The sequence below is a fragment of the Rhizobium sp. BG4 genome, assembly GCF_016864575.1.
GTDB lineage: Bacteria > Pseudomonadota > Alphaproteobacteria > Rhizobiales > Rhizobiaceae > Rhizobium.
Genome location: NZ_CP044125.1, coordinates 1,450,033 through 1,466,258 on the forward strand (window position 1 = coordinate 1,450,033; position 16,226 = coordinate 1,466,258).

General features: G+C 61.4%; 18 protein-coding genes. 13 read left to right on the forward strand and 5 right to left on the reverse strand.

What is annotated here, in order from left to right; all coding sequences use genetic code 11:
• Positions 1 to 16 precede the first annotated feature (16 nt).
• From F2982_RS07565 to trmB, 7 genes are all read left to right on the forward strand, one after another.
• Entirely contained in the window at positions 17 to 1,069 is a 1,053-nt protein-coding gene (locus F2982_RS07565) for a PhoH family protein (RefSeq protein ID WP_112713741.1), read from the forward strand.
• Positions 1,069 to 1,584 (forward strand): rRNA maturation RNase YbeY, encoded by a 516-nt coding sequence (gene ybeY, locus F2982_RS07570; protein ID WP_203429695.1) that lies wholly within the window; start codon positions 1,069 to 1,071, stop codon positions 1,582 to 1,584. The genes F2982_RS07565 and ybeY overlap by 1 nt, the downstream gene beginning before the upstream one ends.
• Positions 1,581 to 2,720 (forward strand): hemolysin family protein, encoded by a 1,140-nt coding sequence (locus tag F2982_RS07575; protein WP_199626043.1) that lies wholly within the window; start codon positions 1,581 to 1,583, stop codon positions 2,718 to 2,720. The genes ybeY and F2982_RS07575 overlap by 4 nt, the downstream gene beginning before the upstream one ends.
• A gap of 80 nt (positions 2,721 to 2,800) precedes the next feature.
• Positions 2,801 to 4,402 carry an apolipoprotein N-acyltransferase gene (gene lnt / locus F2982_RS07580; RefSeq protein ID WP_203429696.1) on the forward strand — a complete coding sequence of 534 codons (1,602 nt, stop codon included), beginning with the start codon at positions 2,801 to 2,803 and terminating at the stop codon, positions 4,400 to 4,402.
• A 150-nt stretch (positions 4,403 to 4,552) separates the two neighbouring features.
• A complete protein-coding gene (locus tag F2982_RS07585; protein WP_112713749.1) occupies positions 4,553 to 4,972 on the forward strand; it encodes a helix-turn-helix domain-containing protein in 420 nt (139 codons plus the stop codon).
• Positions 4,973 to 5,153: 181 nt separating this feature from the next.
• Positions 5,154 to 6,407 (forward strand): methionine adenosyltransferase, encoded by a 1,254-nt coding sequence (metK, locus tag F2982_RS07590; RefSeq protein ID WP_112713751.1) that lies wholly within the window; start codon positions 5,154 to 5,156, stop codon positions 6,405 to 6,407.
• Positions 6,404 to 7,105, forward strand: coding sequence for a tRNA (guanosine(46)-N7)-methyltransferase TrmB (trmB, locus tag F2982_RS07595; protein ID WP_130279211.1), 702 nt, complete (start codon positions 6,404 to 6,406; stop codon positions 7,103 to 7,105). The genes metK and trmB overlap by 4 nt, the downstream gene beginning before the upstream one ends.
• A gap of 31 nt (positions 7,106 to 7,136) precedes the next feature.
• Here trmB and F2982_RS07600 read toward each other — a convergent pair whose 3' ends face one another.
• Positions 7,137 to 7,394, reverse strand: coding sequence for a DUF1150 family protein (locus F2982_RS07600; protein WP_112713755.1), 258 nt, complete (start codon positions 7,392 to 7,394; stop codon positions 7,137 to 7,139).
• A 48-nt stretch (positions 7,395 to 7,442) separates the two neighbouring features.
• Positions 7,443 to 7,868: an Hsp20 family protein gene (locus F2982_RS07605; RefSeq protein ID WP_203429697.1), complete on the reverse strand. Its 426-nt coding sequence runs from the start codon at positions 7,866 to 7,868 to the stop codon at positions 7,443 to 7,445.
• Between the two features lie 274 nt (positions 7,869 to 8,142).
• On the opposite strand from F2982_RS07605, the gene F2982_RS07610 reads away from it, so the two are divergent.
• Positions 8,143 to 9,087 (forward strand): nucleoside hydrolase, encoded by a 945-nt coding sequence (locus F2982_RS07610; protein WP_112713759.1) that lies wholly within the window; start codon positions 8,143 to 8,145, stop codon positions 9,085 to 9,087.
• A gap of 51 nt (positions 9,088 to 9,138) precedes the next feature.
• Here the strand turns inward: F2982_RS07610 and grpE are convergent, their stop codons facing one another.
• Together grpE and hrcA are read right to left on the reverse strand one after the other, a co-directional pair.
• Positions 9,139 to 9,771, reverse strand: coding sequence for a nucleotide exchange factor GrpE (gene grpE, locus F2982_RS07615; protein WP_112713761.1), 633 nt, complete (start codon positions 9,769 to 9,771; stop codon positions 9,139 to 9,141).
• A 101-nt stretch (positions 9,772 to 9,872) separates the two neighbouring features.
• Positions 9,873 to 10,964, reverse strand: a complete 1,092-nt coding sequence (gene hrcA, locus F2982_RS07620) for a heat-inducible transcriptional repressor HrcA (protein ID WP_203429698.1) — start codon at positions 10,962 to 10,964, stop codon at positions 9,873 to 9,875.
• A gap of 180 nt (positions 10,965 to 11,144) precedes the next feature.
• Between hrcA and rph the strand changes: the two genes are divergently transcribed.
• The 4 genes from rph to hemW are packed head-to-tail and all read left to right on the forward strand — an operon-like array spanning position 11,145 to position 14,143.
• Complete coding sequence (gene rph / locus F2982_RS07625; RefSeq protein WP_112713765.1) at positions 11,145 to 11,864, forward strand: ribonuclease PH; 720 nt, start codon at positions 11,145 to 11,147, stop codon at positions 11,862 to 11,864.
• The gene (locus F2982_RS07630) at positions 11,861 to 12,277 is read left to right on the forward strand and encodes a VOC family protein (RefSeq protein ID WP_203429699.1); all 417 of its coding nucleotides are present in this window, start codon (positions 11,861 to 11,863) and stop codon (positions 12,275 to 12,277) included. The genes rph and F2982_RS07630 overlap by 4 nt, the downstream gene beginning before the upstream one ends.
• A 9-nt stretch (positions 12,278 to 12,286) precedes the next feature.
• Positions 12,287 to 12,931, forward strand: coding sequence for an RdgB/HAM1 family non-canonical purine NTP pyrophosphatase (gene rdgB, locus F2982_RS07635; RefSeq protein WP_203429700.1), 645 nt, complete (start codon positions 12,287 to 12,289; stop codon positions 12,929 to 12,931).
• Between the two features lie 9 nt (positions 12,932 to 12,940).
• Complete coding sequence (gene hemW, locus F2982_RS07640; protein WP_203429701.1) at positions 12,941 to 14,143, forward strand: radical SAM family heme chaperone HemW; 1,203 nt, start codon at positions 12,941 to 12,943, stop codon at positions 14,141 to 14,143.
• Positions 14,144 to 14,146: 3 nt separating this feature from the next.
• Here hemW and F2982_RS07645 read toward each other — a convergent pair whose 3' ends face one another.
• A complete protein-coding gene (locus F2982_RS07645) occupies positions 14,147 to 15,067 on the reverse strand; it encodes a DMT family transporter (protein ID WP_199626039.1) in 921 nt (306 codons plus the stop codon).
• 198 nt (positions 15,068 to 15,265) lie between these two features.
• On the opposite strand from F2982_RS07645, the gene gcvA reads away from it, so the two are divergent.
• Entirely contained in the window at positions 15,266 to 16,153 is an 888-nt protein-coding gene (gcvA, locus tag F2982_RS07650; protein WP_112713775.1) for a transcriptional regulator GcvA, read from the forward strand.
• The last annotated feature ends 73 nt before the right edge of the window (positions 16,154 to 16,226 follow it).

Below are 16,226 nucleotides of genomic sequence, written 5' to 3' on the forward strand. Positions count from 1 at the left end.
CAAGGAGCTCGACCGCTTGAACGGACAAGAATTGGTTTCTTCTTCACCGCGCCACCCACGCATTGCGAGCGACGCCAATCACTTTGTCCTGACGTTCGAGAACAACCGGTTCGCCAGCGAACTTTTTGGTCAGTTCGATCAGAACCTGAAGCTGCTTGAAGAGCGGCTTCACATCGACGCCCGCGCCCGCGGCAATTCCGTCGTCATCACCGGAGACGTGATCGCTACCAACCAGGCGCGGCGCACGCTCGATTATCTCTATGAAAAGCTTCAGAAAGGTGGCAGCGTGGAACGATCTGACGTCGAAGGTGCGATCCGTATGGCCGTTGCCGCCGACGACCAGCTGAGCCTGCCGACGATGGAAAAGAAAGCCAAGCTGACCATGGCGCAGATTTCGACGCGCAAGAAGACGATCATCGCCCGCACGCCGACGCAGGACGCTTATATGCGCGCGCTGGAGCGCAACGAGCTCGTCTTCGGCGTCGGCCCGGCCGGTACCGGCAAGACTTATCTGGCGGTCGCCCAGGCCGCCCAGCTTCTGGAGCGCGGCGCCGTCGAGAAGATCATCCTGACGCGCCCGGCCGTCGAAGCCGGCGAACGCCTCGGCTTCCTGCCCGGCGACATGAAGGAAAAGGTCGACCCTTATCTGCGTCCGCTCTATGATGCGCTCTACGACATGATCCCGGGCGACAAGGTGGAGCGGGCCATCACTGCCGGCGTCATCGAAATCGCCCCGCTCGCCTTCATGCGCGGCCGCACGCTCTCCAACGCCGCGATCATTCTCGACGAAGCGCAGAACACGACATCCATGCAGATGAAGATGTTCCTGACGCGTCTCGGCGAGAACTCGCGGATGATGATTACCGGCGACCCGAGTCAGATCGATCTGCCGCGCGGCGTCAAGTCGGGCCTTGTCGAAGCTCTGCGTCTCCTGAACGAAGTCGAGGGCATCTCGACCGTCCGCTTCAAGGATGCAGACGTCGTGCGCCATCCGCTGGTCGGCCGCATCGTGCGCGCCTATGACGCGACCTATACGGCGCGCGAAGAAGACGCGGTCAATCAGGACTGATGACACTGCTCGATATTCAGATCAGTGTGGAGGAAGGCGGCTGGCCTTCCGAGGATGAGCTGCAGCCTCTGGCCGAACGCGTGCTGGAGGCGGCCGCCGGTCACCTGAAGACGCATGCCAAGCAGAAGTTTCCGAAGATGGCGACCGAGCTGTCTCTGGTCTTCACCGACGACGAATCCATCCGGGCGATCAATGCCGAGTGGCGCCAGAAGGACAAGGCGACCAATGTCCTGTCTTTCCCGGCCTATCCGATCACGCCGGGCAAGATGCCGGGGCCGATGCTTGGGGATATCATCATCGCCAAGGAAACCGTCGAACGGGAGGCTGCCGAGCTCGAAAAGCCCTTCGATAACCATCTGACGCATCTGATGGTGCATGGTTTCTTGCATCTGTTCGGCTACGACCATATGAATAATGCAGAAGCCGAAATTATGGAGGGGTTGGAGACTCGCATTTTGGCAGATCTCGGCCTATCTGACCCATACGAGGGTCAAGACCTTAAATTGGAACCATGAGCGACTTTACAGCAAAACCCGCGGCAGACACCAAGGATGCCGACCAATCTTCCTCCTCAGACGAAGGCGGAAGTAGTAGACACTCCGGACGATCTTTCTGGGCACGCGCAGCCCGCATCCTCCGGCCACAGCAAGGCTCGCGCCTGCGCGAAGACATTGCCGACGCGCTGATGACCAGCGACACCGGCGATGACGCCTTTTCGCCCGACGAGCGGGCGATGCTTCACAACATCCTGCGCTTCCGCGAAGTCCGTGTCGCCGACGTCATGGTGCCACGCGCCGATATCGAGGCCGTCGACCAGACGATCACGATCGGCGAGCTGATGATCCTCTTCGAAGAGTCCGGCCGCTCGCGCATGCCCGTCTATGCCGATACGCTCGACGATCCGCGCGGCATGGTCCATATCCGCGACCTTCTCTCCTATGTCGCCAAGCAGGCGCGCAACAAGCGCCGCGCCGGCGCCAAGACCAAGGCTGCCGAGCCGCTGGTCGAGATCGCGCCCGAAAACATCCAGAAGCCGAGCCGCGCCGCGAAGCCGAATTTCGATCTAGCGCGCGTCGACCTGCAGAAGACGCTCTCCGAGGCCGGCATCATCCGCAAGATCCTGTTCGTGCCCCCGTCGATGCTGGCATCGGACCTGCTGCGCCGCATGCAGGTCAACCGCACGCAGATGGCGCTTGTCATCGACGAGTACGGCGGCACCGATGGTCTCGCCTCGCATGAGGACATCGTCGAAATGGTCGTCGGCGACATCGACGACGAGCATGACGACGACGAAGTGATGTTCAAGCGCGTCTCCGAAGACATGTTCGTTGCCGACGCGCGCGTCGAGCTGGAAGAGATCGCTGCGGCGATCGGCCCGGATTTCGACATTGCCGAACAGGTGGACGAGGTCGATACGCTGGGCGGCCTGATCTTCTCGGCGCTCGGACGTATCCCGGTGCGTGGCGAAGTCGTTCAGGCACTGCCGGATTTCGAGTTTCACATCCTCGATGCCGATCCGCGGCGCATCAAGCGCGTGCGCATCACCCGCAAGCGTCAGGCAATCCGCCGCCGCGTCAAGGCGGATGGTGACGGCGTTGGTGGCTCGGAGCAGGGCGACGACAGGCCCGCAGAATCTTCTGCGGCAAACTGAGTGCCCGTAAAGCACGACAAACAGCTGCTTTTTTGAAAGACTGCGAGCCGGGTTGATTCGCGGCTTGATGGGGACTGCGCATGGAGCGGCTTGCGGACAGGGTTATCCTGGTCTGGGGTTTCAAAAGGGCACTGCTGGCGATCCTGGCCGGCGCCATCGGCGTTATAGCGCTTCCCCCGATCGGCTTCTTTGCCGCGATGTTCATTTCCTTCACGCTGCTCGTCTGGCTGATCGACGGGGCGGCTGCGTCACCCGAGGCAAGCTTCATCGGCCGTCTCTGGCCTGCGTTCCTCACCGGCTGGCTTTTCGGCTTTGGCTATTTCGTTGCCGGCCTCTGGTGGCTGGGGCATGCACTGCTGATCGATTCCGACGCCTTTGCCTGGGCTCTGCCGCTTGCCATTCTCGGCCTGCCAGCGGTGCTGGCAATTTTCTACGGGCTGGCGGCGGCGACCGCGCGGATCTTCTGGTCGGAGGGACTGGGGCGGATTGCCGCACTGGCGGCAAGCTTCGGCCTGTTCGAGTGGCTGCGAAGCGTGGTCTTTACCGGCTTTCCCTGGAATGCCATCGGCTACGGGATGATGCCCGTTCCGCTGATGATGCAGTCCGTGCACATCCTGGGTGTCATGGGGATTACCGCCCTCTCCGTCTTTGTCTTCGCTGCCCCTGCCCTTCTCGGCACGCGTCAGGGCGCGAAGATCGGCGTGACGCTCGCCACCCTGCTCTTTGCGGCGCATGTCGGCTATGGCGCCTACGTTCTCTATTACCTGCCGAAGCCTGAGGCTGCGCCTGCCGACAAGCAGCCGGTCGTGCGCCTGGTCCAGCCGATGATCGACCAGGCCGCCAAGCTCGACAGTGACGCCGACCGCTCGGCGATCTTCGAGAAACATCTCAAGCTCTCGGCTGAAGCGCCGAAGGATGGCGGCAAGAAGCCCGATATCATCGTTTGGCCTGAAACCTCTATCCCCTTCATTCTAACGGATAATCAGGATGCTCTGACGCGGATTGCCGATACGCTCGACGACAACCAGATCCTGATCGCCGGCGCCGTTCGCGTCGAGGAAACCGGCCCCGGTAACGCACCGCGCTATTACAACTCGATCTACGTCATCGATGGCCGCGGGCAGATCATTGCAGCATCCGACAAGGTGCATCTCGTTCCCTTCGGCGAATATGTGCCGTTCGAGAATTTCCTCGATGATTTCGGCATCCAGAACGTCGTGGAAATGCCGGGCGGCTTCACCGCCGCCGCGAGCCGCGAGATGCTCAATCTCCCGAGCGGCCTCTCGCTCTATCCGCTGATCTGCTACGAGATCATTTTCCCCGGAGAGATGGCCGGCATCAATCAGGCCAACGCTATTCTCAACATTACTAACGATGCTTGGTTTGGATCTACGCCTGGACCTTATCAGCACTTTCAGCAGGCCAGAATCCGCGCAGTTGAGACAGGATTACCGCTGATTCGCGACGCCAACAGCGGCATTTCAGCGCTGGTGAATTCACGCGGAGAGATTATTAGTGGACTTAGCCTCAATGAGAGCGGTTTCATAGATGCAACCCTTGAGGGCTTTAAGGCCGATTCAACAGCAGGCTATCCACAGCAAACCTACTTTTGGTTGACTGAAACGTTGCTGTTTATGATTGCGCTGATTTCTCGCATGGGTTTTATTTTCAAGCAGAATTGACCGAAAACCCCTAAAATTGCATAGTAGTTCAGATCGGCGTTGTTAACGTATGCTTGAGGGTGGGTTAACGCCTCATGCAACGTGGCGTTACGGATGGGTTCAGGGAATGCCGGTTTCACTCGTTGAAATATCTTTTGTTAGGGCACGACCATGATTGAGAACAAGAAGAAGCCGAACCCGATCGACATCCATGTTGGCAGTCGCATTCGTCTTCGCCGCACTATGCTTGGCATGAGCCAGGAAAAACTTGGCGAAAGCCTTGGCATTACATTCCAGCAGATTCAGAAGTACGAGAAGGGCACGAACCGCGTCGGCGCCAGCCGTCTGCAGAACATCTCGAGCATCCTGAACGTCCCGGTTTCCTTCTTCTTCGAAGACGCACCCGGCGAGCACGCCGGCGCAATGAGCGGCATGGCTGAGGCCTCCAGCTCCAACTACGTCGTCGACTTCCTCTCCTCCTCCGAAGGCCTGCAGCTGAACCGCGCCTTCGTGAAGATTTCCGACCCGAAGGTACGCCGCAAGGTCGTCGAGCTCGTCAAGGCGCTGGCCGCCGAAGCCGACTCCGACTAAGCGCTCCCAACAGCGTCCAATGACAGAAGGCGGTCGAAAGGCCGCCTTTTTCGCGTTTTTAAGGCAAAATTTGTCATTTAGCCGTAGATATAAAGATATATTTATGTCCTTCTGCGCTTGTTTTTCGAGCGTGAACTGAGTACCAATTCGTCGAACTTTATTCTTTGAGGGGAATCCCGGAATGCGCGCTAATTACCTCTTCACCAGTGAGTCTGTTGCCGAAGGTCACCCGGACAAGGTGTGTGACCGTATCTCGGACGAGATCGTGGACCTGGTCTACCGCGAAGCGGCAAAGACCGGCGTAAACCCCTGGGGCGTGCGCATTGCCTGCGAAACGCTGGCCACTACGAACCGCGTCGTGATCGCTGGTGAAGTACGCCTGCCGCCGAGCCTGATGAAGAAGGACAAGGACGGCAAGGACGTCATCAACCCGTCGAAGTTCAAGGCTGCCGCACGCCGCGCCATCAAGGACATCGGCTACGAGCAGGACGGCTTCCACTGGAAGAAGGCGAAGATCGACGTTCTCCTGCACTCGCAGTCCGCTGACATCGCCCAGGGCGTCGACAACGCTGCCGACCAGCAGGGTGACGAAGGTGCCGGCGACCAGGGCATCATGTTCGGCTACGCCTGCAAGGAAACGCCGGACCTCATGCCGGCGCCGATCTACTACTCGCACAAGATCCTGCAGCTGCTCGCCACCGCCCGCAAGAAGGGCGACGGCGACGTTGCCAAGCTTGGCCCTGATGCCAAGAGCCAGGTGACCGTTCGCTACGTCGACGGCAAGCCGGCAGAAGTCACCTCGATCGTTCTTTCGACCCAGCATCTCGACGAGAAGTGGGATTCGAAGAAGGTTCGCGCCGTCGTCGAGCCCTATATCCGCGAAGCTCTCGGCGACCTGCCGATCGCCAGCGATTGCAAGTGGTACATCAACCCGACCGGCAAGTTCGTCATCGGCGGTCCGGATGGTGACGCTGGCCTGACCGGCCGCAAGATCATCGTCGACACCTACGGCGGTGCGGCTCCGCATGGCGGCGGCGCATTCTCCGGCAAGGACACGACCAAGGTCGACCGTTCGGCTGCTTACGCTGCCCGCTACCTCGCCAAGAACGTCGTTGCCGCCGGTCTCGCCGACCGCTGCACGATCCAGCTGTCCTACGCCATCGGCGTCGCACAGCCGCTGTCGATCTATGTCGACCTGCACCAGACCGGCAAGGGCGTGACCGAAGACCAGGTCGAAGCCGCGATCCGCAAGAACATGGACCTGTCGCCGACGGGTATCCGCCGCCACCTCGACCTCAACAAGCCGATCTACGCAAAGACCTCGGCTTACGGTCACTTCGGCCGCAAGGCCGGGCGTGACGGCTCGTTCTCCTGGGAGCGCACCGACCTCGTGAAGGGCCTCAAGGAAGCCATCAAGCTCAAGGCCGCAGCATGACGGATATGGAACGCCGCGGCCGCGCGACCGAAGCCTTCTTCGGTCGCCGCAAGGGAAAGGCTCTACGCGGACAGCAAGCGGAAAAGCTGAGTACTCTGCTCCCGGCATTCCTCATCGATATTTCAGCGGCTCCCCCCGAGCCGCTGAAAGACCTTTGGCCGGTCCCGGTCGAAAAGTTGCGGCTGGAGATCGGCTTCGGTGGCGGCGAGCATTTGATCCACCGCGCCCAGGAACTGCCCTCCACCGGCTTTATCGGCGTCGAGCCCTTCATCAATTCCATGCAGAAGCTGCTTGCCAGCGTCGAGGACAAGGGCGCCAGAAACGTCCGCGTCTATAACGACGATGCGACGCAGCTGCTCGACTGGCTGCCTGATGGCTGCCTCGACCAGATCGACCTGCTCTATCCCGATCCCTGGCCCAAGCGGAAGCACTGGAAGCGCCGCTTCGTCTCGCAGACGAACCTCAAGCGTTTCCATCGCGTGCTGAAGCCGGGCGGACTGTTCTGCTTCGCTTCAGATATCGATACCTATGTGAACTGGACGCTGCTGAAATGCCGCGACCACGGCGGCTTCGACTGGCTGGCGAGCAATGCTGCGGATTGGCTGACGCCCTACGAGGGCTGGCCGAGCACACGCTACGAGGCCAAGGCACGGCGCGAAGGCCGTTCGTCCGCCTATCTGACTTTCAAGAAGATCTAAGCCAGCAGGCAAGTGACATAAGCCCGCACGTTTAGTGCAGGCTTACCGTCTTGAGCTCGTCTTCAGCGGCCTTGAAAAAGGTGCTGGAGCGGTTATCCGTGAGCAGGATCGGCGTGCCATCAGCGCCGAAAAGGGCCCAGAGGTCGACGCCAGGGTCGATATCGGGCGCTTCGGGGAAGCACTTCGATACTTCTTCAGTACGCATTTTGCGGATATAGGCGACCTCGCCGTTGCCGATGCCGGCAAGTTCGGATTTGGTCAGGTGAGAATTCGCTTCTTTCATCAACATTCCTGTACCTCCAAGAGAAGGGACCAACGGCGCAATCGAACCGTTGTCCTACTGTGAGACCGAAATGTTAATTTTCTTGACCATGCGTGCGGGCTCCGGGCGAATTAGATCGACGGAGAGAAGACCGTTCTTGAGGCCGGCGCCGAGAACCTGCATGCCATCGGCAAGCACGAAAGTGCGCTGGAACTGACGCGCGGCGATACCGCGATAGAGATATTCGCGCTCGTCCTGCTCGACCTGCCGGCCGCGGATGAGAAGCTGGTTTTCCTCGGTGGTGACATCGAGCTCATCCTCGCCGAAACCGGCGACGGCAAGGGTAATCCGCAGACGCTCGGGCTGACCGTGATCGGCGGCAATACGCTCGATGTTGTAGGGAGGATAACCGTCGCTCGCCTTGGAAATCCGCTCAAGCGTCTTTTCCATGGCGTCGAAGCCCAGGAGCAACGGGCTGGCGAAAGGGGTTATACGGCTCATGTTTTCAAGTCCTTGATGCAAGCGACCTTTCCGGACCTAAGCTAGCATCCGGGTCTTGCTAATATGGGAATTGGCGCGCGGTCGCGCAAGGTTTTGCGGCCGCCGGGCAAGGACCCGGAAATTTTAGGGTAAACGCCGGCTTTGTCCTTGCTTGACAAAGCGCATGCAGGCTCGCATCAAATCGTCACCCGCAAGGGCTGCGCCGATTTGCGACGCAATCATAAACAAATGGTGCCTGCCAAAACGACGTGCACCTGAGGAGGGACCGACGTACATGGCAAACCCCAGAAAGATCATCATCGATACCGATCCCGGCCAGGACGATGCAGCAGCGATCATGCTCGCCTTCGGCAGCCCGGAAGAGCTCGAAGTGCTCGGTATCACCACGGTCGCCGGCAACGTGCCGCTGTCCTATACCAGCCGCAACGCGCGCATCATCTGCGAGCTCTGCAAGCGCATCGACATCAAGGTCTTTGCCGGCGCAGACAAGCCGATCGCCCGCAAGCTGGTCACCGCCGAGCACGTGCATGGCAAGACCGGCCTCGACGGCCCGACGCTGGCCGAGCCGACCATGCCGCTGCAGCCGCAGCATTCCGTCGACTTCATCATCGAGACGCTGCGCCGCGAGCCTGAAGGCAGCGTGACGCTCTGCACGCTCGGGCCGCTCACCAATATCGGCCTCGCCTTCCAGAAGGCGCCAGATATCGTCGCACGCGTCCGCGAACTGGTGATGATGGGCGGTGGCTTCTTCGAAGGCGGGAACATCACGCCGGCTGCCGAATTCAACATCTATGTCGACCCTGAAGCAGCCGACATCGTCTTCCGTTCGGGTGTGCCGATCGTGATGATGCCGCTCGACGTGACCCATCAGCTGCTGACCCGCAAGGACCGCGTCAAGCGCATGGCCGACCTGGGCACGGCGCCCGCCCAGGCAATGGTGGAGATGCTGGAATTCTTCGAGCGCTTCGATATCGAGAAATACGGTTCCGACGGCGGCCCGCTGCATGACCCGACGGTTGTCGCCTATCTCCTGAAGCCGGAGCTTTTCAAGGGCCGCGAGTGCAATGTCGAGATCGAAGTGAAGTCGGAGCTGACGGTCGGCATGACCGTCGTCGACTGGTGGCATGTGACCGACCGCAAGCGCAATGCCCAGGTGATGCGCTTCGTCGATGCCGACGGTTTCTTCGATCTGCTGATCGAGCGCTTTGCCCGCATCTGAGCGACGGCAGACCGGAAAAGAAAAGGGCCGCTCCTCAGCGGCCCTTTTTCATTATGCGTCCTTCTGATCCAGATAGGAATTGGCAGCCTCCGCCTCAGGCTTCGGACCACCCTTGGCGACACCGACCATGGCCGGGCGCAGAACGCGCTCGCCGATCGTGAAGCCTGCCTGCACCACCTGGACGACTGTGTTGTTCGGGACTTCCGTGTTCGGAATTTCGAACATCGCCTGATGGAAATTCGGGTCGAACTTCTGGCCGACGGGATCGAGCTGGCGAACGCCATGGCGCTCGAGCGTCGAGAGCATGGAGCGCTCGGTCATCTCGACGCCTTCGATCAGCGTCGTCAGGCCGGCTTCGCCCGCAGCCTTGGCTTCGGCCGGGATCGAGTCCAGTGCGCGGCGCAGGTTGTCGGATACAGCCAGCATGTCGCGCGCGAAGGAGGCGACCGAGTAGGACTTGGCATCCTTCACATCACGCTCGGTGCGGCGGCGCAGGTTGTCCATCTCTGCAGCGAGACGCAGATAGCGATCGCGCAGCTCGGCATTTTCGGCCTTCACGAGTTCCATCGGATCCGGCTGGGACGATGCCTCAGCGGCCGCTTCATTCTCGACGTTTGCGGCTGCGTCCGCAGCAGCGTCGGCCGCGGCAGCCTCAGGTCCGTTTTTCGTCGTTTCGTCAGTCATGACGGTCTCCGGGTAAAGGGTTCTTTCGGGATGCGCCCGATATCGAGCTTTGACCGCAAAAAATCAAGTCTGCGTGACAAAGAAGCGGAAAATCGGGCTTTTCAGAGGGCGCCACCGCGCGACAGGCGGGAAATCAGCTGCGCGGTGTAATCGACCATCGGCACGATGCGCGAATAGTTGAGCCGCGTCGGGCCGATGACGCCGACCGCGCCGACGATCCGGTCGTCATCATCGCGGTATGGCGCGACGATGAGCGAGGAGCCGGAAAGCGAGAAGAGCTTGTTTTCCGAGCCGATGAAGATGCGCACCCCCGGTCCGCTCTCGGCTAGGTTCAGGAGCTCGATCAGGCTGTCTTTCTTTTCGAGATCGTCGAAAAGCATCCGCAAGCGATCGAGATCGTCGGCACCGGCGAGCCCTTCCAGCAGGTTTGCCCGGCCGCGGATGATGAGCTGCGCCGGCTTGCCCTCGTCAGGGCTGCCGGACCAGACGGCGATGCCGCGCTCGACGAGGTCCTGCGAGAGAGCATCGAGTTCATGGCGAACATCGATCTTCAGCTTGTCGAGTTGCTTGCGCAATTCCGGCAAAGTCTGGCCAGTCATATGGGCATTCAGGAAGTTCGCAGCTTCCGTCAGCTGCGAGGAGGTCACGCCAGCCGGTAGCTCGATGATGCGGTTTTCGACCTGATCATGCTCGCCGACCAGCACCGCCAGAGCCTTGGTCGGCTCAAGGCGGATGAACTCGACATGCTTGAGGATGGGATCGCTCTTGGCGGTGATGACAAGCCCGGCGCCGCGCGAAATGCCCGACAGCATCCGGCTCGCCTCGTTCATCATCGCTTCCACCGGGTTGTCGCGGCTTTCGGCGCGTACCTGGCGATCGATGCTGGCGCGGTCCTCGGCAGAGAGATCACCGACCTGCATGAAGGCGTCGACGAAGAACCGCAAGCCCACCTGGGTCGGCAGGCGCCCGGCGCTGACATGCGGCGAATAGATGAGGCCGAGCTCTTCGAGATCGCTCATGACATTGCGGACGGAGGCCGGCGAGAGCGACATCGGCAGGATGCGCGACAGATTGCGCGAGCCGAGCGGCTCGCCATTCTCGAGATAGCCCTCGACGATCCTGCGGAAGATTTCCTTGGAACGCTCATCCAGCGCAGCAATGGCATCCGAAACCGGCGACGACCTGAAGGCCATGAATCCTAAAACACCCACGCTGATGAAACTCCAGAAAATATAGTCAATCTCGCGGGCGTGGCAAAAGGGAATTTGCAAATGGCCGCAGCCAATCGTAGAAGCGGGGCAGCATCAGAAACACGCATGACTACGCCCTGCCGCCGCCGCGGCCACGAGGCCTCATGCAGCAGGAGACAGAGAATGCGGCCGTCAGGCAGAAAAACCGACCAGATGCGCAAGGTCAGCTTCGAGCGCAACTTTTCCAAGCACGCCGAGGGCTCCTGTCTGGTGAAGTTTGGCGACACGCATGTGCTCTGCACCGCGAGCCTGGAAGAGAAGACGCCGCCGTGGCTGCGCAACACCGGCAAGGGCTGGGTCACCGCCGAATACGGCATGCTGCCGCGCGCCACCGGCGAGCGCATGAAGCGTGAGGCGGCTGCCGGCAAGCAGGGCGGACGCACGCAGGAAATCCAGCGCCTGATCGGCCGCTCGCTGCGCGCCGTCGTCGATCTGACCGCACTCGGCGAGCGCCAGATCACCATCGACTGCGATGTCATCCAGGCGGATGGCGGCACGCGCACGGCCTCGATCACCGGCGGCTGGATCGCGCTTTATGACTGCCTGAAGTGGATGGAAAGCCGCAACATGATCAAGGTCGACCGCGTCCTCAAGGACCATGTCGCCGCGATCTCTTGCGGTATCTTCGCAAATCAGCCGGTCATCGATCTCGATTACCTGGAAGATTCCTCGGCCGAGACCGACGCCAACTTCGTCATGACCGGCGCCGGCGGCATCGTCGAGATCCAGGGAACGGCTGAAGGCACGCCCTTCTCCGAAGCCGAATTCGCATCGCTGATGGGCCTTGCCAAGAACGGTATCGCCGAACTCGTGGACCTGCAGAAGCAGGCGATCGCCGGGTGAACGACATGCTGGAAGGCATGCTGGAAACGGCGCTCTACGCAAAGGACCTCGATAAAGCCGAGGCTTTCTATGAAGGTGTTCTCGGCCTTGCGAAGATCACGCGTGCGGCGAACCGGCATGTCTTCTTTCGCTGCGGCCCGGGCGTGCTGCTGATCTTCAATCCGGAAGAGACGGTAAAGCCACCGGCAGCCGATTCCCTGCAGGTTCCGCCGCATGGTACCGAGGGAGCCGGGCATGCCTGCTTCCGGGTCTCGGCTGCGAATATCGACGCCATGGCTGCCAAGCTGCAGGCCGCCGGCATCGCCATCGAATCCGAAGTTCACTGGCCGAATGGCGGCCGCTCGATCTACTTCCGCGACCCTGCCGGCAACAGCCTGGAATGTGCGGAAGCTCGGACCTGGGGCATCGAATAGGAAAACGGAATGCGCAAACTCGATACCAAGACGATCGTTGTCGCCAGCCATAATGCCGGCAAGATCCGCGAAATCCAGGACCTGATCGGCCCGCTCGGCTTCACCGCCAAGTCGGCTGCCGAGCTCAATTTCATCGAACCGGATGAAACCGGCACGACCTTCGAAGAGAACGCCAGAATCAAGGCACTCGCCTCTGCCAGCGCCGCCAACATGCCGGCGCTCTCTGACGATTCCGGTCTGGTGGTCGATGCGCTCGGTGGCGATCCCGGTGTCTATACGGCCAACTGGGCCGAGACCGCCGATGGCACGCGCGACTTTGCGATGGCGATGGAGAAGGTCGAGAAGGCTCTCGAAAAGGCTGGAGCCGCCAAGCCCGAGCAGCGCACGGCCCGCTTCGTCAGCGTTCTCTGCCTGGCCTGGCCCGATGGTCATACGGAGCTCTTCCGCGGCGAAGTGGAAGGCACGGTCGTCTGGCCGCCGCGCGGCACGCAGGGTTTCGGCTATGACCCGGTATTCCAGCCGCAGGGCTATGACACCACCTTCGGCGAGATGAGCGCCGAACAGAAACACGGCTGGAAGCCCGGCGACGAGCAGGCGCTGTCGCATCGTGCGCGCGCCTTCAAAGTCTTTGTCGAAGCCTGCCTGGAAGCGTAAGATCCGCCAGTGGATGATTTGAACAACCTGACTTCGCTGCGTGATGCCAAGCTTCTGCCGGATACGGGGGAGCCCGGTTTCGGCGTCTATGTGCACTGGCCCTTCTGCGCCGCGAAATGCCCCTATTGTGACTTCAACAGCCATGTCCGGCACCAGCCTGTCGATCAGGAGCGCTATGTTGCGGCCTTCCTGAAGGAGATGGCGACGATCCGGCAGTTGAGCGGACCGAAGACCGTCACCAGCGTCTTCCTCGGCGGCGGCACGCCGTCGCTGATGAAGCCTGAGACCGTCGATGCGATCCTGAACGGCATTGCCAAGGAATGGCACGTGCCTGCCGGCATCGAAATCACCATGGAGGCCAATCCCTCCAGCGTCGAGGCCGAGCGCTTCCGCGGCTACCGGGTGGCCGGCGTCAATCGCGTCTCACTCGGCGTCCAGGCGCTGAACGATCGCGATCTGAAATTCCTTGGCCGCCTGCACGACGTTGCGGATGCGCTGAAGGCGATCAAGCTTGCCCGCGACATCTTTCCGCGCATGTCGTTCGATCTCATCTATGCCCGTCCCGACCAGACCGTCGACGAGTGGGAGCGTGAGCTGAAGCAGGCCATCTCCTACGCTGTCGATCACCTGTCGCTCTACCAGCTGACGATCGAGGAAGGCACGCCCTTCTTCGGCCTGCACAAGGCTGGCAAACTGATCGTTCCCGATGGTGACCAGTCTGCGGCCCTCTACGAGGCGACGCAGGAGATCACGGCGCGCGAAGGCATGCCCGCCTACGAGGTTTCGAACCATGCCCGCCCCGGCGCCGAGAGCCGTCATAACCTGACCTACTGGCGCTATGGCGACTATGCAGGCATCGGCCCCGGCGCCCATGGCCGCCTCAGCCGCGGTCTGGAGAAGATCGCGACGGCGACCGAGCGCAAGCCGGAAGCCTGGCTTGAGATGGTCGAGCGCGACGGGCACGGTATTCTCGACGAGGAACGGCTCGGCTACGAGGAGCAGTCGGACGAATTGCTGCTGATGGGCCTGAGGCTCAAGGAAGGCGTCGATCTCGCCCGCTGGCAGCAGCTTTCCGGCCGCGATCCCGATCCTGCGCGCGAAGAGTTTTTACTGGAACACGGCTTCATCGAGCGGATCGGCAATTCGAGGCTGCGCTGCACGCCTGCGGGCATGCTGATCCTCGATTCCGTCGTTGCCGATCTCGCCTGCTGAGCTTCAGACCGCCCGCTTCCGCCCGATCGACATCAGCCGCCCATCGATAGCCGCAAGGCCGATGGCGATCATTGCCATGCCGATCAGATGCTTGGTCTGCAGCTGCTCGCCGAGCACCAGCGCGCCGAGCAGGATGGCGCTGACCGGGATCAGGAAGGTGACAAGCATCAGATTGGTCGCGCCGGCCGTTGCCAGAATGCGAAAGAACAGCACGTAGGCGACCGCCGTCGACAGGATGGCGAGACCGGCGAGAGCGAGCCAGGTTTCCATGCCGGGCATGGGAAGCGTCCAGGGCTGGTCGGCGATCAGCGCAATCGGAATCATCAGAATGGTTGAAGCTGTGACCTGGCCTGCCGCCGGCAACAGCGGCGGCATGCCCATGGCGCGGAAGCGGCGGCCCCAGATCCCGGCGAAGGAATAGGAAATCGCCGCTCCCAGCACCGCAAGCTGCGCCAGCACATTCGAGCCGAGATCGTGCAGGGCATCGAAGCCGATCATATAGGCGACGCCAGCAAAGCCGACGACGACGCCGATCAGCCTGTTGGCGGTCATCTTCTCATCTGCGGTCAGCAGATGGGCGACGACGACCGCGAACAGCGGCGTCGTGGCATTGAGGATCGAGGCGAGGCCGCTGGCGATATGCGTCTGGCCCCAGACGATCAGGCAGAAGGGGATCATGTTGTTCAGGACGCCCATGCCGAAGAAGGCGACCCAGCTCTTGCCGTCGCGCGGCATGGCATGGCCCATCACCCGGACGATCAGATTGAGCGCAATCGCCGCCAGCAACACGCGGCCGGTGACGATCGTGAAGGGCGGCAGCGCCTTCACCAGGATGCCGTTGAACAGGAAGGAACCGCCCCACAGCAGCGACAGCACCAGCATCATGCCCCATTCGGCCAAACCCATCTGCTTCTGCATCGTCATCCTCCGTTCGATCCTGTCTGCATAGGACACCACTGGAGGCGCCGCCACCCGCTTCCTGCGCAGTGAATTGTTCGATTTATTCTCGCAACAAACCGGCATTGGATCGGTGTTGCGATACATATTGATGCTGATATTATTTCGCTAATTAAGATGGATCAAACGAGTCTTTCTCGCGCGACACTTTAGCTGAGCTAAATCATGAGCGATTATCTGCCCTCCCTTTCCGCACTTCGGGCCTTCGAAGCGGCAGCACGTCATCTCAGCATGACGCTGGCGGCGAAGGAGCTGAACGTGACGCCCGGCGCCGTCAGTCTGCAGATTCGCGATCTTGAGGCGGCACTCGGCGTTCAGCTTTTCGAGCGCAAGCCGCGGGCGCTAGCCTTGACCGTCGAGGGTGCCGATTACTTCACGACGCTGCGGGCCGCCTTCCGGCTGGTGCGGGAAGCGACGGCGGCGATCACGGCGCGCAGCCGCGGTGCGATCCTCAACGTGACCTGCACGGCCGGGTTCGCCACCTATTGGCTGGTGCCACGGCTCGGCCGGTTCGAGGTGCTGCATCCCGATATCGACGTGCGCATCAGCGCCTCGCATCGCGTGCTGGATTTCCAGCGCGACGGTATTGACCTTGCCATCCGCCACGGGCTCGGCGGTTATGAAGGCCTTGTCAGCGAGCGGCTGGTGGATGACGAACTCGTGCCGGTCTGCATCCCCAAGCTCGCAGCAGAACTCGGCGACCATCCCTCGCCTGCCGCACTGGCGCCCTTCACGCTGATCCACGACGTCTACAGGCACGACTGGCAGCTCTGGCTGGAGGCCGCAGGGGTGGCCACTGCCGTCGACGCCTCCCGTGGCCCGATCTTCATGCATGGCAACGGCGCCTATGACGCAATGAAGGCGGGTCTCGGCATCGCGTTGATGCGCCGCTCCTTCGTCGAAGGCGAGCTGAAGGAAGGCACCGTGGCGGCCCCCTTCCCCCTCGGCGTCGCGAGCCGCCTCGCCTTCCACCTCGTCTATCCCGGCGCCTCCCTGGAACGCCCGGCGGCTGCCGCTTTCCGCCGCTGGCTGCTCAGCGAGTCGAAAGCATGACGGTCCAAAAAGATGACTTCAATAGTCATCTTTTTCTTTCCTTTTCCGTTCAGGCGTGATTATCAGGTTAGCG

Excerpts from the sequence above, each read along its gene's own strand:
- F2982_RS07610 (WP_112713759.1), top strand. The coding sequence starts at position 8,143 with ATGGCAAACCCCAGAAAGATCATCATCGATACCGATCCCGGCCAGGAC.
- F2982_RS07585 (WP_112713749.1), top strand. The coding sequence starts at position 4,553 with ATGATTGAGAACAAGAAGAAGCCGAACCCGATCGACATCCATGTTGGC.
- hrcA (WP_203429698.1), bottom strand. The coding sequence starts at position 10,964 with ATGGCCTTCAGGTCGTCGCCGGTTTCGGATGCCATTGCTGCGCTGGAT.
- F2982_RS07575 (WP_199626043.1), top strand. The coding sequence starts at position 1,581 with ATGAGCGACTTTACAGCAAAACCCGCGGCAGACACCAAGGATGCCGAC.
- grpE (WP_112713761.1), bottom strand. The coding sequence starts at position 9,771 with ATGACTGACGAAACGACGAAAAACGGACCTGAGGCTGCCGCGGCCGAC.
- rph (WP_112713765.1), top strand. The coding sequence starts at position 11,145 with ATGCGGCCGTCAGGCAGAAAAACCGACCAGATGCGCAAGGTCAGCTTC.
- rdgB (WP_203429700.1), top strand. The coding sequence starts at position 12,287 with ATGCGCAAACTCGATACCAAGACGATCGTTGTCGCCAGCCATAATGCC.
- metK (WP_112713751.1), top strand. The coding sequence starts at position 5,154 with ATGCGCGCTAATTACCTCTTCACCAGTGAGTCTGTTGCCGAAGGTCAC.
- ybeY (WP_203429695.1), top strand. The coding sequence starts at position 1,069 with ATGACACTGCTCGATATTCAGATCAGTGTGGAGGAAGGCGGCTGGCCT.
- F2982_RS07605 (WP_203429697.1), bottom strand. The coding sequence starts at position 7,868 with ATGAGCCGTATAACCCCTTTCGCCAGCCCGTTGCTCCTGGGCTTCGAC.
- gcvA (WP_112713775.1), top strand. The coding sequence starts at position 15,266 with ATGAGCGATTATCTGCCCTCCCTTTCCGCACTTCGGGCCTTCGAAGCG.
- trmB (WP_130279211.1), top strand. The coding sequence starts at position 6,404 with ATGACGGATATGGAACGCCGCGGCCGCGCGACCGAAGCCTTCTTCGGT.
- F2982_RS07600 (WP_112713755.1), bottom strand. The coding sequence starts at position 7,394 with ATGTTGATGAAAGAAGCGAATTCTCACCTGACCAAATCCGAACTTGCC.
- lnt (WP_203429696.1), top strand. The coding sequence starts at position 2,801 with ATGGAGCGGCTTGCGGACAGGGTTATCCTGGTCTGGGGTTTCAAAAGG.
- F2982_RS07645 (WP_199626039.1), bottom strand. The coding sequence starts at position 15,067 with ATGACGATGCAGAAGCAGATGGGTTTGGCCGAATGGGGCATGATGCTG.